This is a genomic window from Enterobacter sp. EC_64, from assembly GCF_019584165.1.
Lineage (GTDB): Bacteria > Pseudomonadota > Gammaproteobacteria > Enterobacterales > Enterobacteriaceae > Enterobacter > Enterobacter roggenkampii.
Genome location: NZ_VDAS01000017.1, coordinates 78,105 through 99,111, shown reverse-complemented (window position 1 = coordinate 99,111; position 21,007 = coordinate 78,105). Strand labels below are relative to the sequence as shown.

The following is a 21,007-nucleotide window of genomic DNA, read 5'->3' as shown; positions in this document are numbered from 1 at the left end:
ATTCATTTTTCGTCTTGCGACGTTAAGAATCCATGTCACTTTGAGTGCCCACACAGATTGTCTGATAAATTGTTAAAGAGCAGTGCAACGCGGCTTTCGCTCACCGTTGCGAGGTGGCGTATATTACGCCTTCCTCTTTCAGAGTCAACCCGTTATTTCAGGATTTTTTCTCTTCAACCGACCGTGTTGTCTGTGAAGTGATTCACATCCGCCGTGTCGATGGAGGCGCATTATAGGGAGTTCTCCGCAGGTCGCAACCGCTAAATGACAGAAAAATGACTGACTGCTGCATTCCACAGCAAAACCCCGCCTTATACCTTTTTACACACAGACTTATCCACAATGATACGAAAAAGTGAAAATGTGCGAGCGTTGCGCAAACGTTTTCGTTAAAATGCTCGCGCTTTACAAGGATGCCTCGTCAGGTGTGTTAGATGAGTTTTTCACAGGAAAATTCATCTAACGCTCTCTGTAATCGTGAAATCCAGGGGATTTACCATGCAACAACGTCGTCCAGTCCGCCGCGCTCTGCTCAGTGTTTCTGATAAAGCCGGTATCGTCGAATTCGCTCAGGCACTTTCTGCACGCGGTGTAGAGCTGCTTTCCACAGGTGGAACCGCTCGCCTGTTAGCAGATAAAGGTCTGCCGGTAACCGAAGTGTCCGATTACACCGGTTTCCCGGAAATGATGGATGGACGCGTCAAAACCCTGCACCCGAAAGTCCACGGCGGTATTCTTGGCCGTCGCGGTCAGGACGACGCCATTATGGAACAGCACGACATCGCGCCGATCGACATGGTTGTCGTTAACCTCTACCCGTTCGCCCAGACCGTGGCGCGCGAAGGCTGCTCTCTGGAAGATGCCGTAGAGAATATTGATATCGGCGGCCCAACCATGGTGCGCTCCGCGGCCAAGAACCATAAAGATGTCGCCATCGTGGTAAAGAGCAGCGATTACACCGCCATTATTAATGAAATGGACGCCAACGATGGGTCGCTGACCCTGGAAACGCGTTTCGACCTCGCCATCAAAGCCTTCGAGCACACCGCCGCGTACGACAGCATGATCGCCAACTACTTCGGTAGCCTGGTGCCGGCTTACCACGGTGAAAGCAAAGATCCTTCAGGCCGCTTCCCGCGCACCCTGAATCTGAACTTCATTAAGAAGCAGGATATGCGCTACGGCGAGAACAGCCACCAGCAGGCGGCCTTCTATATAGAAGAAGAGGTAAAAGAAGCCTCAGTTGCGACCGCCCAGCAGGTTCAGGGCAAATCGCTCTCCTATAACAACATTGCAGACACCGACGCCGCGCTGGAATGCGTGAAAGAATTCAGCGAGCCGGCCTGCGTTATCGTCAAGCACGCCAACCCATGTGGCGTCGCGGTGAGCACCTCCATTCTGGACGCCTATGACCGCGCGTACAAAACTGACCCGACCTCCGCGTTCGGCGGCATCATCGCCTTTAACCGCGAGCTGGATGCGGAAACCGCACAGGCCATCATCTCCCGCCAGTTTGTTGAAGTGATCATCGCGCCATCGGCCTCCGAAGACGCGCTGAAAATCACTGCGGCAAAACAGAACGTGCGCGTACTGGTTTGCGGTCAGTGGGCGGAGCGCGTGCCGGGCCTGGACTTCAAGCGCGTGAACGGCGGCCTGCTGGTGCAGGATCGCGATTTGGGTATGGTGACAGAAGCCGACCTGCGCGTGGTGACCAAACGTCAGCCAACCGAACAGGAGCTGCGTGACGCGCTGTTCTGCTGGAAAGTGGCGAAGTTCGTGAAATCCAACGCCATCGTCTACGCCAAAGAGAACATGACCATCGGGATAGGCGCAGGCCAGATGAGCCGCGTTTACTCGGCGAAAATCGCGGGTATTAAAGCAGGTGACGAAGGTCTGGAAGTCAAAGGCTCCGCCATGGCTTCTGACGCCTTCTTCCCGTTCCGTGACGGCATCGATGCCGCAGCCGCTGTCGGCATCACCTGCGTGATCCAGCCTGGCGGCTCAATCCGCGATGACGAAGTGATTGCCGCTGCCGACGAACACGGCATTGCGATGATCTTCACCGACATGCGCCACTTCCGCCATTAATTCCCGGAGCTGAAAATGAAAGTATTAGTGATTGGTAACGGCGGACGCGAACACGCGCTGGCGTGGAAAGCGGCGCAGTCTCCGCTGGTAAAAACGGTCTTCGTGGCACCGGGCAATGCCGGTACCGCACTGGAACCCGCGCTGCAGAACGTGGCTATCGGCGTGACCGACATTCCGGCGCTGTTAAGCTTTGCTCAGCAGGAGAAAATCGACCTGACCATCGTCGGTCCGGAAGCGCCGCTGGTGATAGGTGTCGTGGATGCGTTCCGCGCAGCGGGCCTGAAAATCTTTGGCCCAACGGAAGGCGCCGCGCAGCTGGAAGGCTCCAAGGCCTTCACCAAAGATTTCCTCGCGCGTCATAACATCCCGACGGCGGAATATCAGAATTTCACTGAAGTGGAGCCTGCTCTGGCCTACTTACGTGAGAAGGGCGCGCCGATTGTTATCAAGGCCGACGGTCTGGCCGCGGGTAAAGGCGTGATCGTCGCGATGACGCTCGAAGAAGCCGAAGCCGCGGTTCAGGATATGCTGGCAGGTAATGCCTTTGGCGATGCGGGCCACCGCATCGTGATAGAAGAGTTCCTCGACGGTGAAGAGGCGAGCTTTATCGTCATGGTCGACGGCGAGCACGTTCTGCCGATGGCCACCAGCCAGGATCACAAGCGTGTGGGCAATGGCGACACGGGGCCTAATACCGGCGGGATGGGCGCTTACTCCCCTGCGCCGGTCGTGACTGACGACGTTCACCAGCGCACCATGGATCGCATCATCTGGCCTACCGTGAAGGCGATGGCGGCAGAAGGCAATACCTACACCGGTTTCCTTTATGCAGGCCTGATGATCGACAAGCAGGGTAACCCTAAGGTCATCGAATTCAACTGCCGCTTTGGCGATCCAGAAACCCAGCCCATCATGCTGCGCATGAAATCCGATCTGGTTGAGCTGTGCCTGGCTGCCTGCGATGGCAAGCTGGACGAGAAAACCTCCGAGTGGGACGAGCGTGCGTCTCTCGGCGTGGTGATTGCTGCGGGCGGTTATCCGGGCAACTACAGCACCGGTGATGAGATCCACGGTCTGCCGCTGGAAGAGATTGACGGTGCGAAAGTGTTCCACGCCGGTACGAAGCTGGCTGAGGACGATCGCGTTCTGACCAACGGCGGACGCGTGCTGTGTGCGACCGCGCTGGGCCATACCGTGGCAGAAGCACAGAAGCGCGCCTATGCGCTGATGGCGGATATTCACTGGAACGGTAGCTTTAGCCGTCAGGATATCGGCTATCGCGCGATTGCGCGTGAGCAGGGGGAGTAATTCCTCCTCGCCCTCACCCTCTCCCACTGGGAGAGGGAATCGTTCGTAGGCCGGATAAGCGTTAGCGCCATCCGGCTTAATCCACAGAACTCAAAAACTCTTCTCTGTCGGCTGCCAGGTGCAGAAATCTTCGTTCGCCACCAATAGCAATTGAGAGCCTTCCGGCGCTTCCAGCCACGCCACGCTCACGTCCATTGATGAATGACGCTGACGGCGTTGAATGTGTTCGGTTGCCCAGGATTCAAGCTCAGGCTTCACCGTTTGCCCTTCGCAGGTCGTCACCGTCCCGTCGTTATGCCAGCGCCCCTGGCGCAGCACGACGCGTCCCAGACGAAGCGCATCGCTGGTCTGGCGGATTTGTTCGGCACGGTAACGGTAGAGGGCGATTTGGTCGCTGGAAAGCTGCTGTTTTTGACCGCTGACTTCACGCTGCATAAAGCTCAGCTCGCCATGGTCGTCAAAACGCACTTTCACGTGTTCGGGGGTCTTGCTGTAGACGTTCAGCTCAATCAGCGAGAGGTCATCTCCCTGCCAGCGATATTCTGCCGTCGACGTATTGCCGCTATGCCACGGGCTGAAGGCAGACAACAGATGAACTTCATTGCCGGAATCTTTACGCCAGATCCTGACCGCGCCCTGGTTGTCAGCGTAGCCGCTGGCGGTAAACGGCGGCAGGGTGGTGTCGTGACTACAGGCTGACAGCAGCAGCGCACCTGCCAGCGCGAGCGTTCCGCGCCAGAAAGACAAAAGGGGCGTTGCCGCCCCTTCGCTAAAACTGTTCACTGCCACGCGTCTTACTTAACAGCGTCTTTCAGTGCTTTACCAGAAACAAATGCCGGCACGTTAGCTGCGGCGATTTTGATTTCTTTACCGGTCTGCGGGTTGCGGCCAGTACGCTCAGCGCGGTGGTTCACTTTGAAGGTACCGAAACCAACCAGTTGTACAGCATCGCCTTCTTTCAGAGACTCAGTAATAGCAGCCAGGGTAGATTCCAGAGCAGCTTTAGCCTGCACTTTAGACAGATCAGCCTTGTCCGCAATTACATCAATCAGTTGAGTCTTGTTCATAAGTTATCCTTTCAATGTGTTTATCGCTTGCTAAGCATCGAGTGCGACGAAAATGCCAAAAAAGCACTCTCCTGCATACACGCACCGATAGCCACTTTTTTTCGCCCCCCAAATGTAGACCAGACAAGGGTCGAAAGGGAAGAGTCGAGGAGCGACAAAACGGGCGTTATCTCAAGTTTTCTTATCTCATTGGTTAAAAATTATACCAATATTACTCTCACCGGCCTCACGTAAGTCCGCGCGCAGCCCTTTTATCAGCTCAATATCGCGTTCTTCACACTCTGCCAGCAGGCGGAAAATCTCCCACTGGATATCCCATTCTTGCTCAACGGCCGGGTTCGCACGCAGCTCTTCGTCGGTCATCTCGCGACCTTCCTGGGTCATTTCCAGCATCGCCACGGTGGTGATAGAGGCCTTACTGACCTCGATAGCGTGCTCCAGCGTCTCACCGCTCAGGCGGGAGTGGAGCAATTCGCTTAACGCCACACAGGCATCAATTGCCGGGTAGACGCCGTACAGGTCAAAATCATCCGCCACCGGGATCGCCTCTTCCAGCTTTTCGAGCTGAGAGTCGAAATTCACCTTCGCGTCTTTCACCGTCAGCGTTTCCCAGATCAGATCCAGAATGCGGCGGTAGATATGGCCATCACCAAAGCCGGTCTGCTTGCAGAACGCGGCATAGTTGGGATACATGCGCTCGCACAGGCAAGCCATGAAGGTGACGTGCTGCCAGCTTTCCAGCTTTTCAAGACGCAGGTGAATCGGGTTTTGTAGCATGATGATCTCTCGAATCGAAAATTAGGCGCAGTTTACCTGAATCATCGCTGAATTTCCTGCCAACGAACAAAAGCCGGACGCGAAGAGGCCACCGCGTCAGCCCAGCGCGTTGGCTCCGGTAAGCGGTAGCCCTTCATGCAGCGCTGTACCCACGCCAGGGCGCTGTCCATACTCACCCGATGGCCGGTGGCGATGAACAGCGGATTACAGCGTGCCTTGCTGCGCCAGACCCACGCCAGCTGCTCGCCTTTATGGATAAGCGGCGCCAGCGCACCCGGCTCGGCTGAAAGAGGTTCAAAGGTGCCGCAGAGGCGTTTCTTGGCGACACCGATGGTCGGCACATCCACCAGCAGCCCAAAGTGGCTGGCAACGCCTAAACGGCGCGGGTGTGAGATACCGTGCCCATCGACAAAAAGCAGGTCAGGTTTTTGCGAGAGTTGCTCCCACGCTGCCAGCAGCGCGGGATATTCGCGGAAGGAGAGAAAGCCCGGAATGTACGGCATGGTGGTGGCAATACGCGCGACCTTGTACTCCACCAGCTCGAGCGAAGGGTACTTCAGTACCACCATCGCCGCTCGCGTCACGTCCCCACCCTGCTCAAACCCGACGTCGGCTCCGCCAATGTACTGCGGAGGATCCTTATCCAGACGATCCTCGCGGATCACCGATGAGGCCAGTTCGATTTGTTGAGCGCGTAGCGACGCGAGATCCATAACGACTCCTTACTTGTGATACTGGGCAGAAAGCCGATGCACCGCCTCCACAAATACGCCTGCGTGCTCTGGCGGCACATCCTGATGAATACCGTGGCCGAGGTTAAAGACGTGGCCTTCCCCCTGGCCGAAACCAGACAGTATAGTCGACACTTCTTCTTCAATGCGGGCAGGCGGCGCATAGAGCATGGACGGGTCCATATTGCCCTGAAGCGCCACTTTGTCGCCCACGCGGCGGCGGGCATCAGCGATATCGGTGGTCCAGTCGAGACCCAGGGCGTCACAGCCGGTTGCCGCCATGGCTTCCAGCCACTGACCGCCACCTTTGGTGAACAGCGTCACCGGCACGCGGCGGCCTTCGTTTTCGCGCAGCAGGCCGTCAACGATTTTATGCATGTAATACAGGGAGAACTGTTGATAATCACGCCCGGTCAGCACGCCGCCCCAGGTATCGAAAATCATCACCGACTGCGCACCGGCTTTAATCTGCGCGTTGAGATAGAGCGTGACGCTCTTCGCGAGCTTGTCGAGCAGCGCATGCAGAGCCAGCGGCTCGGCGTACATCATCTTTTTAATCAGGGTGAAGGCTTTGCTGCTGCCCCCTTCCACCATATAGGTCGCCAGCGTCCACGGGCTGCCGGAGAAGCCAATCAGCGGCACTTCCCCTTTCAGCTCGCGGCGAATGGTGCGCACGGCGTTCATCACGTAGCCCAGCTCGCCTTCCGGATCGGGGATCGGCAGCTTGTCCACGTCCGCTTTGCTTCTGATCGGAGAGGTAAAACGCGGGCCTTCACCGGTTTCGAAGTACAGGCCAAGGCCCATCGCATCCGGAATGGTCAGAATATCCGAGAAGAGGATCGCCGCATCCAGCGGGAAGCGGCGCAGCGGCTGGAGCGTCACTTCACAGGCCAGCTCGGCGTTTTTGCACAGCGACATAAAATCGCCCGCCTGCGCGCGCGTGGCTTTGTACTCTGGCAGATAGCGTCCCGCCTGGCGCATCATCCACACCGGGGTGACATCAACGGGCTGGCGCAGCAGCGCACGCAGATAACGATCGTTCTTCAGTTCGGTCATTTTTGCAGTTCCTTAAGCGTCATGGCCTCAGTGTAACACTACTCATACTCGGCCCGACACATCGCTACGGTATCTTCTATCAGCCGACGCGCCACGGTACCCGGTGGGGGGAGCAGCGGTAGATCGTCATAGCGATACCAGTTCGCATCCAGCAGCTCTTTCTGATCGATAACGATCTCGCCGCTGTCATAGTCGGCCATAAAGGCCGTCATCAGCGACTGCGGGAACGGCCACGGCTGGGAGGTGACGTAGCGCAGGTTCTTCACTTTGATTCCGCTCTCTTCCATCACTTCGCGCGCCACTGCCTGCTCCAGCGTTTCGCCCACCTCGACGAAGCCGGCCAGCACGGTATGAATGCCGTTGCGATGGCGGGTATGCTGTGCAAGCAAAATAGAGTCATCCCGACGGATAGCGACGATAATGCACGGCGCAATTTGTGGGTAATAACGTTCGCGGCAGTGGCTGCAGAGCATCGCCCACTCGGTTTTACTCGGGTGCATGGTATGGCCGCAATAGCCGCAGTATTTGTGCGAGCGGTAAAACTCCGCCAGCTGCACGCCCCGCCCCGCCAGCTGGAACAGGCCTACGTCCAGATCCAACACCTGGCGAACGGATCCCATATCCTGACGACGCGCTTGTTGGATCAACCACACGGGTTCACCCTGCCACTCGCCGATCTTCAGCGCAGGCTGGCCCACGAGATCGAACGTTTCCGCCGCACCGCAGGGCAGCTCTCCACCGGGCAACCATAATTTTTGTTCGTGACTGACGATCCACCAACCCAGATCTGATTTTTCAATAATACGATCCATATCTATTGCACTACCTTCGCTTCACTGACATGTTGTTAGCATTGTGGTTACATTCTGGATGAGCAGATTCAATCCTACACTTTGCGGAGTCGACCATGTTAAACCAGCTAGAAAGCCTGACTGAGCGCGTTAGAGGAAGTAACAAACTGGTGGATCGCTGGCTACATGTGCGCAAGCATCTACTCGTGGCTTATTACAATCTGGTCGGTCTTAAGCCTGGCAAAGAATCGTTTATGCGGCTGAATGAAAAAGCGTTAGATGATTTTTGTCAGAGCCTGGTCGACTATCTGTCCGACGGCCATTTCAATATTTATGAACGCATTATCCGCGAAATGGAAGGGACAACGCCGTATTTAGCGGCCAGCAAGCTTTGTCCGCTGCTGGAAGCCAACACCCAGCAGATCATGGATTACTACGATTCCACGCTTGAGAACGCCATCGATCACGATAACTATCTTGAGTTCCAGCAGGCGCTTTCCGACCTTGGCGAAGCGCTGGAAGAGCGATTCACGCTGGAAGATAAGCTGATTAGCCTCGTCCTGGACGCCAGCCCCGAAGATAACATCGCGCGCCCGGCTTGAGTTCTTAATCGTTAACGAGTAATTTACAACCATTCGCCCCTCTCACGAGGGGGATTTTTCTTGTCGGAGTGCCCAGAGCGAAAGCCGGGCTGAGACCGTTAATTCGGGATCCGCGGAACCTGATCAGGCTAATACCTGCGAAGGGAACAAGAGTCACACTGCTGTTGTATCGCCCCCCCGGGCGATCCTCTCTTGCTTCATCCGTCGTCTGACAAGCCATGTCCTTCACTTTTGGAATGAGCTATGTCTACTGCAAAACTGACCCGCCGCGAACAGCGTGCACAGGCCCAACACTTCATCGACACCCTGGAAGGCACCGCTTTCCCGAACTCGAAACGCATCTACATTTCCGGCTCGCAGGCCGATATCCGCGTCCCGATGCGGGAAATCCAGCTCAGCCCGACGCTTATCGGCGGTACCAAAGAGAATCCGCAGTATGAAGACAACGAAGCCGTGCTGGTGTATGACACCTCCGGCCCGTACGGCGATCCCTCTGTTACGATCAACGTCCAGCAGGGTCTGGCAAAGCTGCGCCAGCCGTGGATAGAGGCGCGTAACGACTGCGAAGAACTGAGCGTACGCAGTTCTGCATACGCCAAAGAACGCCTGGCCGACGACGGTCTGGACGCGCTGCGCTTTACCGGCCTGCTGACGCCAAAACGCGCCAGAGCGGGCAAATGCGTGACGCAGCTGCACTACGCCCGCCAGGGGATCGTCACGCCGGAGATGGAGTTCATCGCCATCCGCGAGAACATGGGCCGCGAGCGTATCCGCAGCGAAGTGCTGCGCTACCAGCACCCGGGCGAAGGCTTTGGCGCACGCCTGCCGGAGAACATCACGCCGGAGTTTGTGCGTGACGAAGTGGCCGCAGGCCGCGCGATCATCCCCGCCAACATTAACCACCCGGAATCCGAGCCGATGATTATCGGCCGCAACTTCCTGGTGAAGGTCAACGCTAACATCGGTAACTCGGCCGTCACCTCCTCCATCGAAGAAGAGGTTGAAAAGCTTGTCTGGTCAACGCGCTGGGGCGCGGACACGGTAATGGATCTCTCCACCGGCCGCTATATTCACGAAACCCGCGAATGGATCCTGCGTAACAGCCCGGTTCCGATTGGCACCGTCCCGATTTATCAGGCGCTGGAGAAGGTCAACGGCATTGCCGAAAACCTTACCTGGGAAGCGTTCCGCGACACGCTGCTGGAGCAGGCGGAACAGGGCGTGGACTACTTCACCATTCACGCGGGCGTGCTGCTGCGCTACGTGCCGATGACCGCGAAGCGTCTGACCGGCATCGTCTCGCGCGGCGGTTCGATCATGGCGAAGTGGTGCCTCTCCCATCACCAGGAGAACTTCCTTTACGAACACTTCCGCGAGATCTGCGAAATCTGCGCCGCTTACGATGTCTCTCTGTCGCTGGGCGACGGCCTGCGCCCGGGCTCCATCCGCGACGCTAACGACGAAGCACAGTTTGCCGAGCTGCACACGCTGGGCGAGCTGACCAAAATCGCCTGGGAGTATGACGTGCAGGTGATGATTGAAGGCCCGGGACACGTGCCGATGCAGATGATCCGCCGCAACATGACCGAAGAGCTGGAGCACTGCCACGAAGCGCCGTTCTACACGCTGGGGCCGCTGACCACCGACATCGCGCCGGGCTATGACCACTTCACGTCAGGCATTGGCGCGGCGATGATCGGCTGGTTCGGCTGCGCCATGCTCTGCTACGTGACGCCGAAAGAGCACCTCGGCCTGCCTAACAAAGAGGACGTGAAACAGGGGCTGATCACCTACAAAATTGCCGCCCACGCGGCGGATCTGGCCAAAGGCCACCCGGGCGCGCAAATCCGTGATAACGCCATGTCGAAGGCGCGCTTTGAATTCCGCTGGGAAGACCAGTTCAACCTGGCGCTGGATCCGTTCACCGCCCGCGCCTACCACGACGAAACCCTGCCGCAGGAATCGGGCAAAGTCGCGCACTTCTGCTCCATGTGTGGGCCGAAGTTCTGCTCGATGAAAATCAGCCAGGAGGTGCGCGACTACGCCGCCACGCAAACCATTGAAGTGGGTATGGCGGACATGTCCGAAGCCTTCCGCGCCAAAGGCGGCGAAATCTACCTCAAAAAAGAGGAGGCGTAATGTACCAGCCCGATTTCCCACCCGTTCCATACCGTTTAGGGCTCTATCCGGTGGTGGACAGCGTGGCGTGGATAGCGCGCCTGCTGGAGGCAGGCGTTCGCACCCTCCAGCTGCGCATCAAGGATAAACGCGATGAGGAGGTGGAAGCCGATGTGGTTGCCGCCATTGCGCTGGGGCGTCGGTATAACGCCCGCCTGTTTATCAATGACTACTGGCGGCTGGCCGTTAAGCACCGGGCGTACGGCGTGCATCTGGGTCAGGAGGACCTGGAAACAACGGATCTGAGCGTAATCCGTGACGCCGGGTTACGTCTTGGCGTGTCAACACACGATGACATGGAGATCGACGTGGCCCTGGCGGCCCGTCCCTCTTACATCGCGCTCGGTCACGTCTTCCCGACGCAAACCAAGCAGATGCCCTCCGCTCCGCAGGGTCTGACGCAACTGGCGGGTCACGTTAAACGCCTTGCCGACTACCCCACCGTCGCCATCGGCGGAATCAGCCTGGAACGCGCCCCGGCGGTGCTGGAGACCGGCGTGGGCAGCATCGCCGTCGTCAGCGCCATCACCCAGGCCGCAGACTGGCAGGCCGCCACCGAACAGCTTTTACAGCTGGCAGGAGCAGGCGATGAATGATCGCGACTTTATGCGCTACAGCCGTCAGATCCTGCTGGAAGATATCGCCATCGACGGGCAGCAAAAACTGCTCGCCAGCCGGGTGCTGATTGTTGGCCTGGGGGGATTAGGCGCACCCGCCGCGCTCTATCTGGCAGGCGCGGGTATCGGCACGCTGGTGCTGGCCGACGACGACGAGGTCCACCTCAGCAACCTGCAGCGACAAATCCTCTTTACCACCGAGGATATCAACCAGCCGAAAGCGCAGATCACCCGGCAGCGGCTGCATCAGCTTAACCCGGATATCGAACTGATTGCCCTACAGGAGCGGCTTGGCGGTGAAAGCCTGCACCGTGAAGTCGCCCTTGCCGACGTGGTGCTGGACTGTACCGACAACATGGCGACGCGCCAGGCGATCAACGCCGCCTGCGTGGCAAACCATACGCCGCTTATCACCGCCAGCGCGGTGGGGTTCGGCGGGCAAATGATGGTTCTGACGCCACCGTGGACGCAGGGCTGCTATCGCTGCCTGTGGCCGGACGATGCCGAGCCGACGCGCAACTGCCGTACGGCGGGCATTCTGGGTCCGGTGGTCGGCGTGATGGGCACGATGCAGGCGCTGGAGGCCATCAAGCTGCTCAGCGGCATGGAGACGGAACGCAATACGCTGCGGCTGTTTGATGCCCGCTCCAGCGGCTGGCGTCATCTGGCGCTGCATCGCGCCAGCCACTGCCCGGTGTGCGGAGGCCGCGATGCGCATTCTGTTTAACGATGAGCCGATGAGCTGCGACGACGGGCTCACCGTTGCCGCACTGCTCGGCAAGCTGCGTCAGCTCAAGCCGGGAACGGCGCTGGCGCTCAATCAACAGATCCTGCCGCGCGAGCAGTGGGAACATCAGCAGGTCAATGACGGCGACCAGATCCTGCTGTTTCAGGTTATCGCAGGGGGCTGAGATGTTACGTATTGCCGATAAAGTCTTTGATTCACATCTGTTTACCGGAACCGGAAAATTCGCCTCGCCGCAGCTGATGGTGGAGGCCATTCGCGAAAGCGGCAGCCAGCTGGTGACGCTGGCGCTTAAGCGCGTGGATCTGCGCCATCACAGCGATGCCATTCTGGCTCCGTTGCTGGAAGCGGGCGTCACGCTGTTGCCCAACACCTCCGGCGCCAAAACGGCAGAAGAGGCGATTTTTGCCGCACAGCTGGCACGGGAGGCGCTCGGCACCCGCTGGTTGAAGCTGGAAATCCATCCGGATGCCCGCTGGCTGCTGCCCGATCCGATCGAAACGCTGAAAGCGGCTGAAAAGCTGGTGCAGCAAGGGTTTACCGTCCTGCCTTACTGCGGGGCCGACCCTGTCCTGTGCAAACGGCTGGAAGAGGTCGGCTGCGCTGCCGTCATGCCGCTGGGGGCCCCCATTGGCTCCAACCAGGGGCTGGAGACCCGCGCGATGCTGGAAATCATTATTGAGCAGGCCACCGTACCGGTGGTGGTGGATGCGGGCATTGGCGTGCCCAGCCATGCCGCGCAGGCGCTGGAGATGGGCGCCGACGCGGTGCTGGTGAATACGGCTATCGCGGTTGCCGACGATCCGGTCATGATGGCGCGTGCGTTCCGCCTGGCCGTGGAGGCTGGCCTGCTGGCAAGGGGATCCGGCCCCGGCTCGCGCAGTTTCCAGGCGCAGGCCACCAGCCCGCTGACCAGTTTTCTGGAGGCGATCTCATGAGCACGTTTACCGAGCGCTGGCGCCAGCTTAACTGGGACGACATTGCCCTGCGTATCAACAGCAAAACGGCGGCTGACGTGGAGCGCGCGCTGCAGGCCCGTCATCTGACCCGCGAGGATCTGATGGCCCTGCTCTCCCCGGCGGCCAGCGCTTACCTCGAACCGATGGCCCAGCGAGCGCAGCGGCTTACCCGCCAGCGGTTTGGCAACACGGTGAGCTTCTACGTGCCGCTCTATCTCTCCAACCTGTGCGCCAATGACTGCACCTACTGCGGTTTCTCCATGAGCAACCGCATCAAGCGTAAAACGCTCGATGAGGCTGAGATTGCCCGTGAGTGTGCGGCCATCCGTGAAATGGGCTTTGAACATCTTTTGCTGGTCACGGGCGAACATCAGGGGAAAGTGGGAATGGACTATTTCCGTCGGCACCTTCCCACCATTCGTCGTCAGTTTGCGTCGTTGCAGATGGAAGTGCAGCCTCTGTCGCAGGAGGAGTACGCGGAGCTCAAAACGCTCGGGCTGGACGGCGTCATGGTCTATCAGGAAACCTACCACGAGGCGACGTACGCCCGACACCACCTGAAGGGCAAGAAACAGGATTTCTTCTTCCGCCTGGAAACGCCGGACAGGCTGGGTCGCGCCGGTATCGACAAAATCGGTCTGGGTGCGCTGATCGGGCTCTCCGACAGCTGGCGGGTGGATTGTTACATGGTGGCGGAACATCTGCTGTGGTTGCAGCAGCACTACTGGCAGAGCCGATACTCCATCTCCTTCCCGCGCCTGCGTCCCTGCGCGGGAGGAATTGAACCGGCTTCGCTGATGGATGAACGCCAGCTGGTGCAGACCATTTGCGCGTTTCGCCTGCTCGCTCCGGAAGTGGAATTATCGCTCTCAACGCGCGAGTCCCCGGCGTTTCGCGATCGCGTCATCCCGCTTGCGATTAACAACGTCAGCGCGTTTTCCAAAACGCAGCCTGGCGGCTACGCCGACGACCATCCGGAACTGGAACAATTTGCACCCCATGACGGACGACGCCCGGAAGCGGTCGCCGCCGCCCTGACGGCGCAGGGTCTTCAGCCCGTCTGGAAAGACTGGGACAGCTGGCTGGGAAGAGCCTCGCAATAACGATGAAACGGGCTGCAACCTGGTAAAAAATTGTCGAGGGTCGACGAAAAGGCAAAACCGGAAGATTGTCAGCAATCGTCCGGTTTTTTATTGTCACACGGTCAGCAACGGATGCTGACCAGGGCGAAAAGCTTCTTCCTCGTTTCGCCCTGCCTCTGGTTCATTGCACAAACGGCTCATGCCATTTTAATAAGTATTTTCTTAATGGTTCTTAAGATAAATCATCCTGTCAAAAATCGCGTGCCGTATAATTCACCGCTAACCGCAGGACAGCGACTATGCTGAGAGGATATCGGCAGACGAAAAGTATTCACCATCAGGAACGATGTACAGCTCATGGCACTTCACAGCAAAAAGCTCTCTTTTACCCGGCCCATTATGCTCAGCTTTGCGGGGATCCTCTGCAGTTTTGCGGTGATCGCGATCGCGGTGACGCTTTCGCAACGAAAGGATTTTCTTGAGGATTATCATAAGATCAATAGCAACTTCACGCACAACCTGGCGGTGAACTACACCGAATCTATCCTGCGCGAAAACGACTATATTCTGGGCCGTTCCGCGATGTACTTTGCGCGCGACGACAGGCTAAACGAGACGCTAAACCTTAACCCGACGCAGGGGCTGCAGATGGTCATGCATTTGCAGAACCTGATGCCGACCGTCTCCTCCATTTCGCTTGCCGATACGCAGGGGCATTATCTGCGCGCGCCGGAGGTGCTCCCCACGGAGAAGAGTAAAACCTTCGATCCCCGAACGCGGCCGTGGTTTGTCGCTCAGGCGGAAGCCAGCATCTTCAGCCACTATACCCGTCCCTACATGGACTACTTTACCGGCCATCCGACAGTAACCCTTTATAAGCCGTTGATCTCGCCGGAAGGCAGACTGAAGGGAACGATCGCCTTTCATCTTGATTTGACGTCAATGGGCTATACCCTGCGTCAGATGGTGGCACCCGTTCAGGGGGAATTCTTCGTCGTCGAACGCGACGGTGCTGTGGTGCTGCATCCGGATACCGGCGCGCTCTTCAAGCAGTACGTGAGCGAAGCGCTGATGGACAAAATGACCAGCGGCGAAGGCCATCTTTACGACAAGAAAAGCAACGCCTGGTATTACTATTACTCTTTTACCAACCCGGACTGGTTTGTCATCTACCGGGTATCCGGTGCGACGCTCACCGATATCACCCGCCACGAAACGACGATCGTTGGCTGGGGGTTTGCGCTGGCGGCCATCATCATCATCCTTTTCGGCTTATACCTCCGCCACGCCTCGCGTAGCGTGCTGATGCACATTATCAATGCCATCAAAACTGGCGACGTTAACGAGGCACCGCGCCTGGAAGCGATGCTGAGCCACACGATTCAGTCCAATAAAGAGCGCGAAATGGCGTATGTGCGCCAGGCTACCCACGATGCGCTGACGGGCTGTAAAAACCGCCGCGCGTTCGACAGCGATATCGCAGAGCTGCTGAATGCCCAGCAGCCCTTCGCGATGGCGCTGGTGGATATTGATAACTTCAAGTCAATTAACGACACGCTGGGTCACCTGACCGGTGATATCGTTCTGCGCAACGTGGCTCGTGAAGGGATCCAGATTATGCAGCCACATCACGTCTCGGTTTACCGTTATGGCGGAGAAGAGTTCGCCGTAATCTTCCAGGCGGAGCAGATGTCTTCCGCGCTCTCATTACTGGAAGCGTGGCGTACCGCCGTTGAAAAACGCGTCTGGCGGGAAGAAAACCTGCGGGTTACGTTCAGCGGCGGTCTTGGAGAGTGGCATTTTGAACCGCTGGAACAATTTGTCGGAAGCGTTGATAACGCCCTCTACAGCGCCAAACAGCAGGGAAAAAATCGAATCGTTCGCACATCCATCAGCTAATCCTCTCGCTTTCACCCTGCCCGTTTCGACGGTCAGGGTACCCGCCAATGTAAAATTGTAACCGGTTTCAGAAAAACGCCTGTTTCTTTGTGATGCCTGACACACAATCGCGGTAAAGCGGTTGTTGAAGCGGTCTGCACGGGATAATTATCAATAAACACATGTAGATCGAGGCTGATTATGAAGAACATCGTTTTATGCTGTGCAGCGGGAATGTCAACCAGCATGCTGGTTCAACGTATGAAAGACGCCGCGCAGAAAAAAGGGGTTGAAGTCACCATTAAAGCCGTTCCGGTTGCGGAGTTTAAAGACAACATCGCAACGGCCGACATCGTATTGCTGGGGCCACAGGTTAAATACGAGCAGGCTAAATTACAGGCGCAGGCCGACCCGCTGGGCAAAAAGGTCGCGGTGATCGACATGATGGATTACGGCATGATGAAAGGTGATGCCGTACTGGATAAAGCGCTCAAACTTCTGGAGTCATAATGGAAGACTTAGAAACCACGATTATGGAACTGCTTGTTAACGCAGGCGCGGCGCGCAGTGCGGCCCTGACGGCATTGCAGATGGCGCGTAAAGGTGAGTTTGACGAAGCCGAAAAAGCGATGGAAGAGTCGCGGGAATATGTGAAGCATGCGCACACCATACAGACGCAGCTTATCGGTCTTGATGAAGGGACCGGGAAGCTTCCGGTTAACCTGATCACCGTCCACTCGCAGGATCACCTGATGAACGCCATGGTCATACAGGACCTGGCGGGCGATATGATTGAGCTGTATCGACGGATCCCATTAGTAAACTGAAATTTTGCAGATATAAAAAAACCCGCCGAAGCGGGTTTTTTATTAGCGACTCAACGATTACTCGTTGTCGGAGCCACCCAGACCTGCGTTCAGCAGTTCTGCCAGGCTCGCGGATGCATCTTCAGCAGTAACCTGCGGTGCAGCTGGCAGTTCGCCTGCAGCACGACGACGCATACGATCCTGATGGTACGCATAACCGGTACCAGCCGGGATCAGACGACCCACGATAACGTTCTCTTTCAGACCGCGCAGTTCATCACGTTTACCTGCAACAGCGGCTTCGGTCAGGACACGAGTCGTTTCCTGGAACGATGCTGCAGAGATGAAGGACTCGGTTGCCAGAGACGCTTTGGTGATACCCAGCAGATCGCGCGAGAAGGTCGCACCGATTTTGCCGTTCGCTTCCAGTTCGCGGTTAGCGATCTTGACGCGTGAGTATTCAACCTGCTCGCCTTCGAGGAACTCGGAGCTGCCCGCGTTTTCGATGGTTGCTTTACGCAGCATCTGACGAACGATAACTTCGATGTGTTTATCGTTAATCTTAACGCCCTGCAGGCGGTATACGTCCTGTACTTCGTTAACGATGTAACGAGTAACAGCATGCACACCACGCAGACGCAGGATGTCGTGCGGCGCTTCTGGACCGTCGGAAACCACGTCACCACGTTCTACGCGTTCACCTTCGAACACGTTGAGCTGACGCCACTTAGGAATCATCTCTTCGTACGGTTCGCTGCCATCTACTGGAGTGATAACCAGACGGCGCTTACCTTTGGTCTCTTTACCGAAGGAGATGATACCGCTGATTTCAGCCAGGATTGCCGGCTCTTTCGGACGACGTGCTTCGAACAGGTCCGCAACGCGTGGCAGACCACCGGTGATGTCCTTGGTACCGCCGGATTCCTGAGGAATACGCGCCAGGGTGTCACCAGAGCTGATCTGTACGCCATCTTCCAGCTGTACAATCGCTTTACCCGGCAGGAAGTACTGCGCAGGCATATCGGTACCTGGGATCAGAACGTCATTACCCTGAGCATCAACGATTTTCAGTGCAGGACGCAGATCTTTACCGCCGGTAGTACGTTCAGCAGAATCCAGAACCACCAGAGAAGACAGACCGGTCAGCTCGTCAGTCTGACGAGTAATGGTCTGGCCGTCGATCATGTCAGTGAAGCGGATGAAACCACTTACTTCGGTGATAACCGGCATGGTGTGTGGATCCCAGTTTGCAACGGTTTCACCGCCGGCAACCTGCTCGCCATCACCTTTCGCCATAACCGCACCGTAAGGCACTTTATAGCTCTCTTTGGTACGACCGAATTCGTCGATCAGCTTCAGCTCGGTGTTACGTGAAGTGATAACCAGTTTACCGCTGGAGTTCACAACCGATTTCGCGTTGCTGAGCTTGATGCTACCTTTGTTTTTCACCTGGATGCTGGATTCAGCAGCCGCACGAGATGCCGCACCACCGATGTGGAACGTACGCATCGTCAGCTGTGTACCCGGCTCACCGATGGACTGTGCCGCGATAACGCCGATGGCTTCACCTTTGTTGATGATGTGGCCACGCGCCAGGTCACGACCGTAGCAGTGCGCACATACACCAAAGTCGGTGTCACAGGATACAACGGAACGCACCTTCACGGAGTCAACAGAGTTCGCTTCCAGCAGGTCACACCACTGTTCGTGCAGCAGGGTGTTGCGTGGAACCAGAATGTCTGCGGTGCCCGGCTTCAGGATGTCTTCCGCGGTCACACGACCCAGTACGCGATCGCGCAGTGGCTCTTTAACATCACCACCCTCGATAACCGGGGTCATGGTGATACCTTCGAGGGTGCCACAATCGTCTTCGGTCACAACCAGATCCTGCGCAACGTCTACCAGACGACGCGTCAGATAACCGGAGTTCGCGGTTTTCAGTGCGGTATCCGCCAGACCTTTACGCGCACCGTGCGTGGAGATGAAGTACTGGAGTACGTTCAGACCTTCACGGAAGTTCGCGGTGATTGGCGTTTCGATGATGGAGCCATCTGGCTTCGCCATCAGACCACGCATCCCTGCCAGCTGACGAATCTGTGCTGCAGAACCACGCGCACCGGAGTCGGCCATCATGTAGATGCTGTTGAAGGAAACCTGCTGCTCTTCTACGCCGTCACGGTTAATCACGGTTTCGGTCTGCAGGTTGTCCATCATCGCTTTGGATACACGATCGTTCGCCGCTGCCCAGATATCGATAACTTTGTTATAGCGTTCGCCCGCGGTAACCAGACCAGACTGGAACTGCTCCTGGATCTCAGCAACTTCAGCTTCCGCTTCAGAGATGATCTCGTGTTTCTTCTCTGGGATGACCATGTCATCGATACCAACAGATGCACCTGAACGCGCTGCATAAGCAAAGCCGGTGTACATAGTCTGGTCAGCGAAGATAACGGTCGGCTTCAGGCCCAGAATGCGGTAACAGGTGTTCAGCATTTTGGAGATCGCTTTCTTGCCCAGCGCCTGGTTGACGATGGAGAAAGGCAGACCTTTCGGTACGATCATCCACAGAATGGCACGGCCAACGGTCGTGTCTTTCAGGCTGGTTTTCGCAACGAATTCGCCGTTTGCATCTTTTTCGTATTCGGTGATACGCACTTTAACGCGCGCATGCAGAGAGGCCAGGCCAGCGCGATAAATACGCTCAGCTTCTTTCGGGCCAGTCAGCACCATGCCTTCGCCTTTGGCGTTAACACAGTCACGGGTCATGTAGTACAGACCCAGTACAACGTCCTGAGAAGGAACAATGATTGGCTCACCGTTCGCTGGAGACAGGATGTTGTTGGTAGACATCATCAGCGCACGCGCTTCGAGCTGGGCTTCCAGCGTCAGCGGTACGTGAACAGCCATCTGGTCACCATCGAAGTCGGCGTTATATGCCGCACAAACCAGCGGGTGCAGCTGGATCGCTTTACCTTCGATCAGGACTGGCTCAAATGCCTGGATACCCAGACGGTGCAGGGTTGGTGCACGGTTCAGCAGTACCGGGTGTTCGCGGATAACTTCGTCCAGGATATCCCAAACGACAGCTTCTTCACGCTCAACCATTTTCTTCGCGGCTTTGATGGTGGTGGCCAGGCCACGCAGTTCCAGCTTGCCGTAGATGAACGGTTTGAACAGCTCCAGTGCCATTTTCTTCGGCAGACCGCACTGATGCAGACGCAGGTATGGACCTACGGTGATTACAGAACGACCGGAGTAGTCAACACGCTTACCGAGCAGGTTCTGACGGAAACGACCCTGTTTACCTTTGATCATGTCGGCCAAAGATTTCAGAGGACGTTTGTTAGAACCGGTGATCGCACGACCGCGACGACCGTTATCCAGCAGGGCATCTACCGCTTCCTGCAGCATACGTTTTTCGTTGCGTACGATGATGTCCGGCGCAGCCAGATCCAGCAGACGTTTCAGACGGTTGTTACGGTTGATCACGCGACGATACAGATCGTTCAGATCGGACGTTGCGAAACGACCACCATCCAGCGGAACCAGTGGACGCAGATCTGGCGGCAGAACCGGCAGAACGGTCAGGATCATCCACTCTGGTTTGTTACCAGACTGAACGAACGCTTCCAGCAGTTTGATACGCTTGGTCAGCTTTTTACGCTTGGTTTCGGAGTTGGTTTCGTTCAGCTCTTCACGCAGCTGCTCGCACTCTTGCTCCAGATCCATGCTCTTCAGCAGGGCCTGAATAGCTTCCGCACCCATCTTCGCGTCGAATTCGTCACCGAACTCTTCCAGCGCGTCCAGATACTGCTCTTCAGTCAGGATCTGATGACGTTCCAGGTTCGTCATCCCGCCTTCGATAACCACATAAGATTCGAAGTACAGAACACGTTCGATATCACGCAGCGGCATATCCAGCAGCAGACCGATACGGGACGGCAGTGATTTCAGGAACCAGATGTGAGCAGTCGGAGACGCCAGCTCGATGTGGCCCATGCGCTCACGGCGCACTTTGGTCTGGGTCACTTCAACGCCGCACTTCTCACAGATCACACCGCGGTGTTTCAGGCGCTTGTACTTACCGCACAGGCACTCGTAATCTTTTACTGGCCCGAAAATACGCGCACAGAAAAGGCCGTCACGCTCAGGCTTGAACGTACGGTAGTTGATGGTTTCCGGCTTTTTAACTTCACCGAAAGACCATGAACGGATCATGTCTGGCGAAGCCAGAGCAATTTTGATCGCATCAAACTCTTCGGTTTTAGTCTGCGCTTTCAGAAACTTTAATAAATCTTTCACGGATTTGCTCCCGTCGGAGT

Annotated in this window: 19 protein-coding genes and 1 riboswitch; of the genes, 12 read left to right on the top strand and 7 right to left on the bottom strand. The window is 56.9% G+C overall.

The genetic code is table 11. The features are described from left to right. The first annotated feature begins 498 nt into the window (after positions 1-498). Together purH and purD are read left to right on the top strand one after the other, a co-directional pair. Positions 499-2,088 carry a bifunctional phosphoribosylaminoimidazolecarboxamide formyltransferase/IMP cyclohydrolase gene (purH, locus tag FHC52_RS15110; RefSeq protein ID WP_126289675.1) on the top strand — a complete coding sequence of 530 codons (1,590 nt, stop codon included), beginning with the start codon at positions 499-501 and terminating at the stop codon, positions 2,086-2,088. A gap of 15 nt (positions 2,089-2,103) precedes the next feature. Continuing rightward, the gene (gene purD / locus FHC52_RS15105) at positions 2,104-3,396 is read left to right on the top strand and encodes a phosphoribosylamine--glycine ligase (RefSeq protein ID WP_126289673.1); all 1,293 of its coding nucleotides are present in this window, start codon (positions 2,104-2,106) and stop codon (positions 3,394-3,396) included. A gap of 90 nt (positions 3,397-3,486) precedes the next feature. Here purD and FHC52_RS15100 read toward each other — a convergent pair whose 3' ends face one another. The 6 genes from FHC52_RS15100 to nudC all read right to left on the bottom strand — a co-directional run bounded on the left by FHC52_RS15100 (position 3,487) and on the right by nudC (position 7,839). After that, positions 3,487-4,179 (bottom strand): DUF1481 domain-containing protein, encoded by a 693-nt coding sequence (locus FHC52_RS15100; RefSeq protein ID WP_021242965.1) that lies wholly within the window; start codon positions 4,177-4,179, stop codon positions 3,487-3,489. A gap of 11 nt (positions 4,180-4,190) precedes the next feature. Beyond that, positions 4,191-4,463, bottom strand: a complete 273-nt coding sequence (gene hupA / locus FHC52_RS15095; protein WP_002445246.1) for a nucleoid-associated protein HU-alpha — start codon at positions 4,461-4,463, stop codon at positions 4,191-4,193. Between the two features lie 186 nt (positions 4,464-4,649). Then, the gene (locus FHC52_RS15090) at positions 4,650-5,240 is read right to left on the bottom strand and encodes a YjaG family protein (RefSeq protein WP_008503468.1); all 591 of its coding nucleotides are present in this window, start codon (positions 5,238-5,240) and stop codon (positions 4,650-4,652) included. Between the two features lie 41 nt (positions 5,241-5,281). Beyond that, complete coding sequence (nfi, locus tag FHC52_RS15085) at positions 5,282-5,953, bottom strand: deoxyribonuclease V (RefSeq protein ID WP_059360277.1); 672 nt, start codon at positions 5,951-5,953, stop codon at positions 5,282-5,284. Positions 5,954-5,962: 9 nt separating this feature from the next. Further along, the gene (hemE, locus tag FHC52_RS15080; RefSeq protein ID WP_008503466.1) at positions 5,963-7,027 is read right to left on the bottom strand and encodes a uroporphyrinogen decarboxylase; all 1,065 of its coding nucleotides are present in this window, start codon (positions 7,025-7,027) and stop codon (positions 5,963-5,965) included. A 38-nt stretch (positions 7,028-7,065) separates the two neighbouring features. Further along, entirely contained in the window at positions 7,066-7,839 is a 774-nt protein-coding gene (gene nudC, locus FHC52_RS15075) for an NAD(+) diphosphatase (protein ID WP_063453492.1), read from the bottom strand. Between the two features lie 95 nt (positions 7,840-7,934). Between nudC and FHC52_RS15070 the strand changes: the two genes are divergently transcribed. From FHC52_RS15070 to FHC52_RS15025, 10 genes are all read left to right on the top strand, one after another. Next, positions 7,935-8,420, top strand: a complete 486-nt coding sequence (locus FHC52_RS15070) for an Rsd/AlgQ family anti-sigma factor (RefSeq protein WP_008503464.1) — start codon at positions 7,935-7,937, stop codon at positions 8,418-8,420. Between the two features lie 54 nt (positions 8,421-8,474). After that, a riboswitch (TPP riboswitch) is annotated at positions 8,475-8,583 on the top strand. A gap of 80 nt (positions 8,584-8,663) precedes the next feature. After that, complete coding sequence (gene thiC / locus FHC52_RS15065) at positions 8,664-10,559, top strand: phosphomethylpyrimidine synthase ThiC (RefSeq protein ID WP_126289671.1); 1,896 nt, start codon at positions 8,664-8,666, stop codon at positions 10,557-10,559. Continuing rightward, on the top strand, positions 10,559-11,194 hold the full coding sequence (gene thiE, locus FHC52_RS15060; protein ID WP_059360273.1) for a thiamine phosphate synthase: 636 nt from the start codon (positions 10,559-10,561) through the stop codon (positions 11,192-11,194). Before thiC ends, thiE begins: the two co-directional genes overlap by 1 nt. Next, the gene (locus FHC52_RS15055) at positions 11,187-11,942 is read left to right on the top strand and encodes a HesA/MoeB/ThiF family protein (RefSeq protein WP_008503461.1); all 756 of its coding nucleotides are present in this window, start codon (positions 11,187-11,189) and stop codon (positions 11,940-11,942) included. The genes thiE and FHC52_RS15055 overlap by 8 nt, the downstream gene beginning before the upstream one ends. Beyond that, positions 11,926-12,126, top strand: coding sequence for a sulfur carrier protein ThiS (gene thiS / locus FHC52_RS15050; RefSeq protein WP_126289667.1), 201 nt, complete (start codon positions 11,926-11,928; stop codon positions 12,124-12,126). The genes FHC52_RS15055 and thiS overlap by 17 nt, the downstream gene beginning before the upstream one ends. 1 nt (position 12,127) lies before the next feature. Beyond that, a complete protein-coding gene (thiG, locus tag FHC52_RS15045) occupies positions 12,128-12,898 on the top strand; it encodes a thiazole synthase (protein WP_126289665.1) in 771 nt (256 codons plus the stop codon). Then, positions 12,895-14,022: a 2-iminoacetate synthase ThiH gene (gene thiH / locus FHC52_RS15040; protein WP_032675756.1), complete on the top strand. Its 1,128-nt coding sequence runs from the start codon at positions 12,895-12,897 to the stop codon at positions 14,020-14,022. Before thiG ends, thiH begins: the two co-directional genes overlap by 4 nt. Positions 14,023-14,358: 336 nt before the next feature. Next, positions 14,359-15,900 (top strand): sensor domain-containing diguanylate cyclase, encoded by a 1,542-nt coding sequence (locus FHC52_RS15035; protein ID WP_025910400.1) that lies wholly within the window; start codon positions 14,359-14,361, stop codon positions 15,898-15,900. 180 nt (positions 15,901-16,080) lie between these two features. After that, positions 16,081-16,389 (top strand): PTS sugar transporter subunit IIB, encoded by a 309-nt coding sequence (locus FHC52_RS15030; RefSeq protein ID WP_008503456.1) that lies wholly within the window; start codon positions 16,081-16,083, stop codon positions 16,387-16,389. Further along, complete coding sequence (locus FHC52_RS15025) at positions 16,389-16,706, top strand: PTS lactose/cellobiose transporter subunit IIA (RefSeq protein ID WP_008503455.1); 318 nt, start codon at positions 16,389-16,391, stop codon at positions 16,704-16,706. Before FHC52_RS15030 ends, FHC52_RS15025 begins: the two co-directional genes overlap by 1 nt. A 57-nt stretch (positions 16,707-16,763) precedes the next feature. On the opposite strand, the gene rpoC is transcribed toward FHC52_RS15025, so the two are convergent. Then, entirely contained in the window at positions 16,764-20,987 is a 4,224-nt protein-coding gene (gene rpoC / locus FHC52_RS15020; RefSeq protein WP_008503454.1) for a DNA-directed RNA polymerase subunit beta', read from the bottom strand. Positions 20,988-21,007: the final 20 nt, after the last annotated feature.

Coding starts and splice junctions, on each gene's coding strand:
- nfi (WP_059360277.1), bottom strand. CDS start 5,953: ATGGATCTCGCGTCGCTACGCGCTCAACAAATCGAACTGGCCTCATCG.
- thiG (WP_126289665.1), top strand. CDS start 12,128: ATGTTACGTATTGCCGATAAAGTCTTTGATTCACATCTGTTTACCGGA.
- FHC52_RS15090 (WP_008503468.1), bottom strand. CDS start 5,240: ATGCTACAAAACCCGATTCACCTGCGTCTTGAAAAGCTGGAAAGCTGG.
- FHC52_RS15055 (WP_008503461.1), top strand. CDS start 11,187: ATGAATGATCGCGACTTTATGCGCTACAGCCGTCAGATCCTGCTGGAA.
- thiH (WP_032675756.1), top strand. CDS start 12,895: ATGAGCACGTTTACCGAGCGCTGGCGCCAGCTTAACTGGGACGACATT.
- thiC (WP_126289671.1), top strand. CDS start 8,664: ATGTCTACTGCAAAACTGACCCGCCGCGAACAGCGTGCACAGGCCCAA.
- purD (WP_126289673.1), top strand. CDS start 2,104: ATGAAAGTATTAGTGATTGGTAACGGCGGACGCGAACACGCGCTGGCG.
- FHC52_RS15070 (WP_008503464.1), top strand. CDS start 7,935: ATGTTAAACCAGCTAGAAAGCCTGACTGAGCGCGTTAGAGGAAGTAAC.
- nudC (WP_063453492.1), bottom strand. CDS start 7,839: ATGGATCGTATTATTGAAAAATCAGATCTGGGTTGGTGGATCGTCAGT.
- FHC52_RS15025 (WP_008503455.1), top strand. CDS start 16,389: ATGGAAGACTTAGAAACCACGATTATGGAACTGCTTGTTAACGCAGGC.
- thiS (WP_126289667.1), top strand. CDS start 11,926: ATGCGCATTCTGTTTAACGATGAGCCGATGAGCTGCGACGACGGGCTC.
- FHC52_RS15035 (WP_025910400.1), top strand. CDS start 14,359: ATGGCACTTCACAGCAAAAAGCTCTCTTTTACCCGGCCCATTATGCTC.
- FHC52_RS15030 (WP_008503456.1), top strand. CDS start 16,081: ATGAAGAACATCGTTTTATGCTGTGCAGCGGGAATGTCAACCAGCATG.
- hupA (WP_002445246.1), bottom strand. CDS start 4,463: ATGAACAAGACTCAACTGATTGATGTAATTGCGGACAAGGCTGATCTG.
- purH (WP_126289675.1), top strand. CDS start 499: ATGCAACAACGTCGTCCAGTCCGCCGCGCTCTGCTCAGTGTTTCTGAT.
- thiE (WP_059360273.1), top strand. CDS start 10,559: ATGTACCAGCCCGATTTCCCACCCGTTCCATACCGTTTAGGGCTCTAT.
- hemE (WP_008503466.1), bottom strand. CDS start 7,027: ATGACCGAACTGAAGAACGATCGTTATCTGCGTGCGCTGCTGCGCCAG.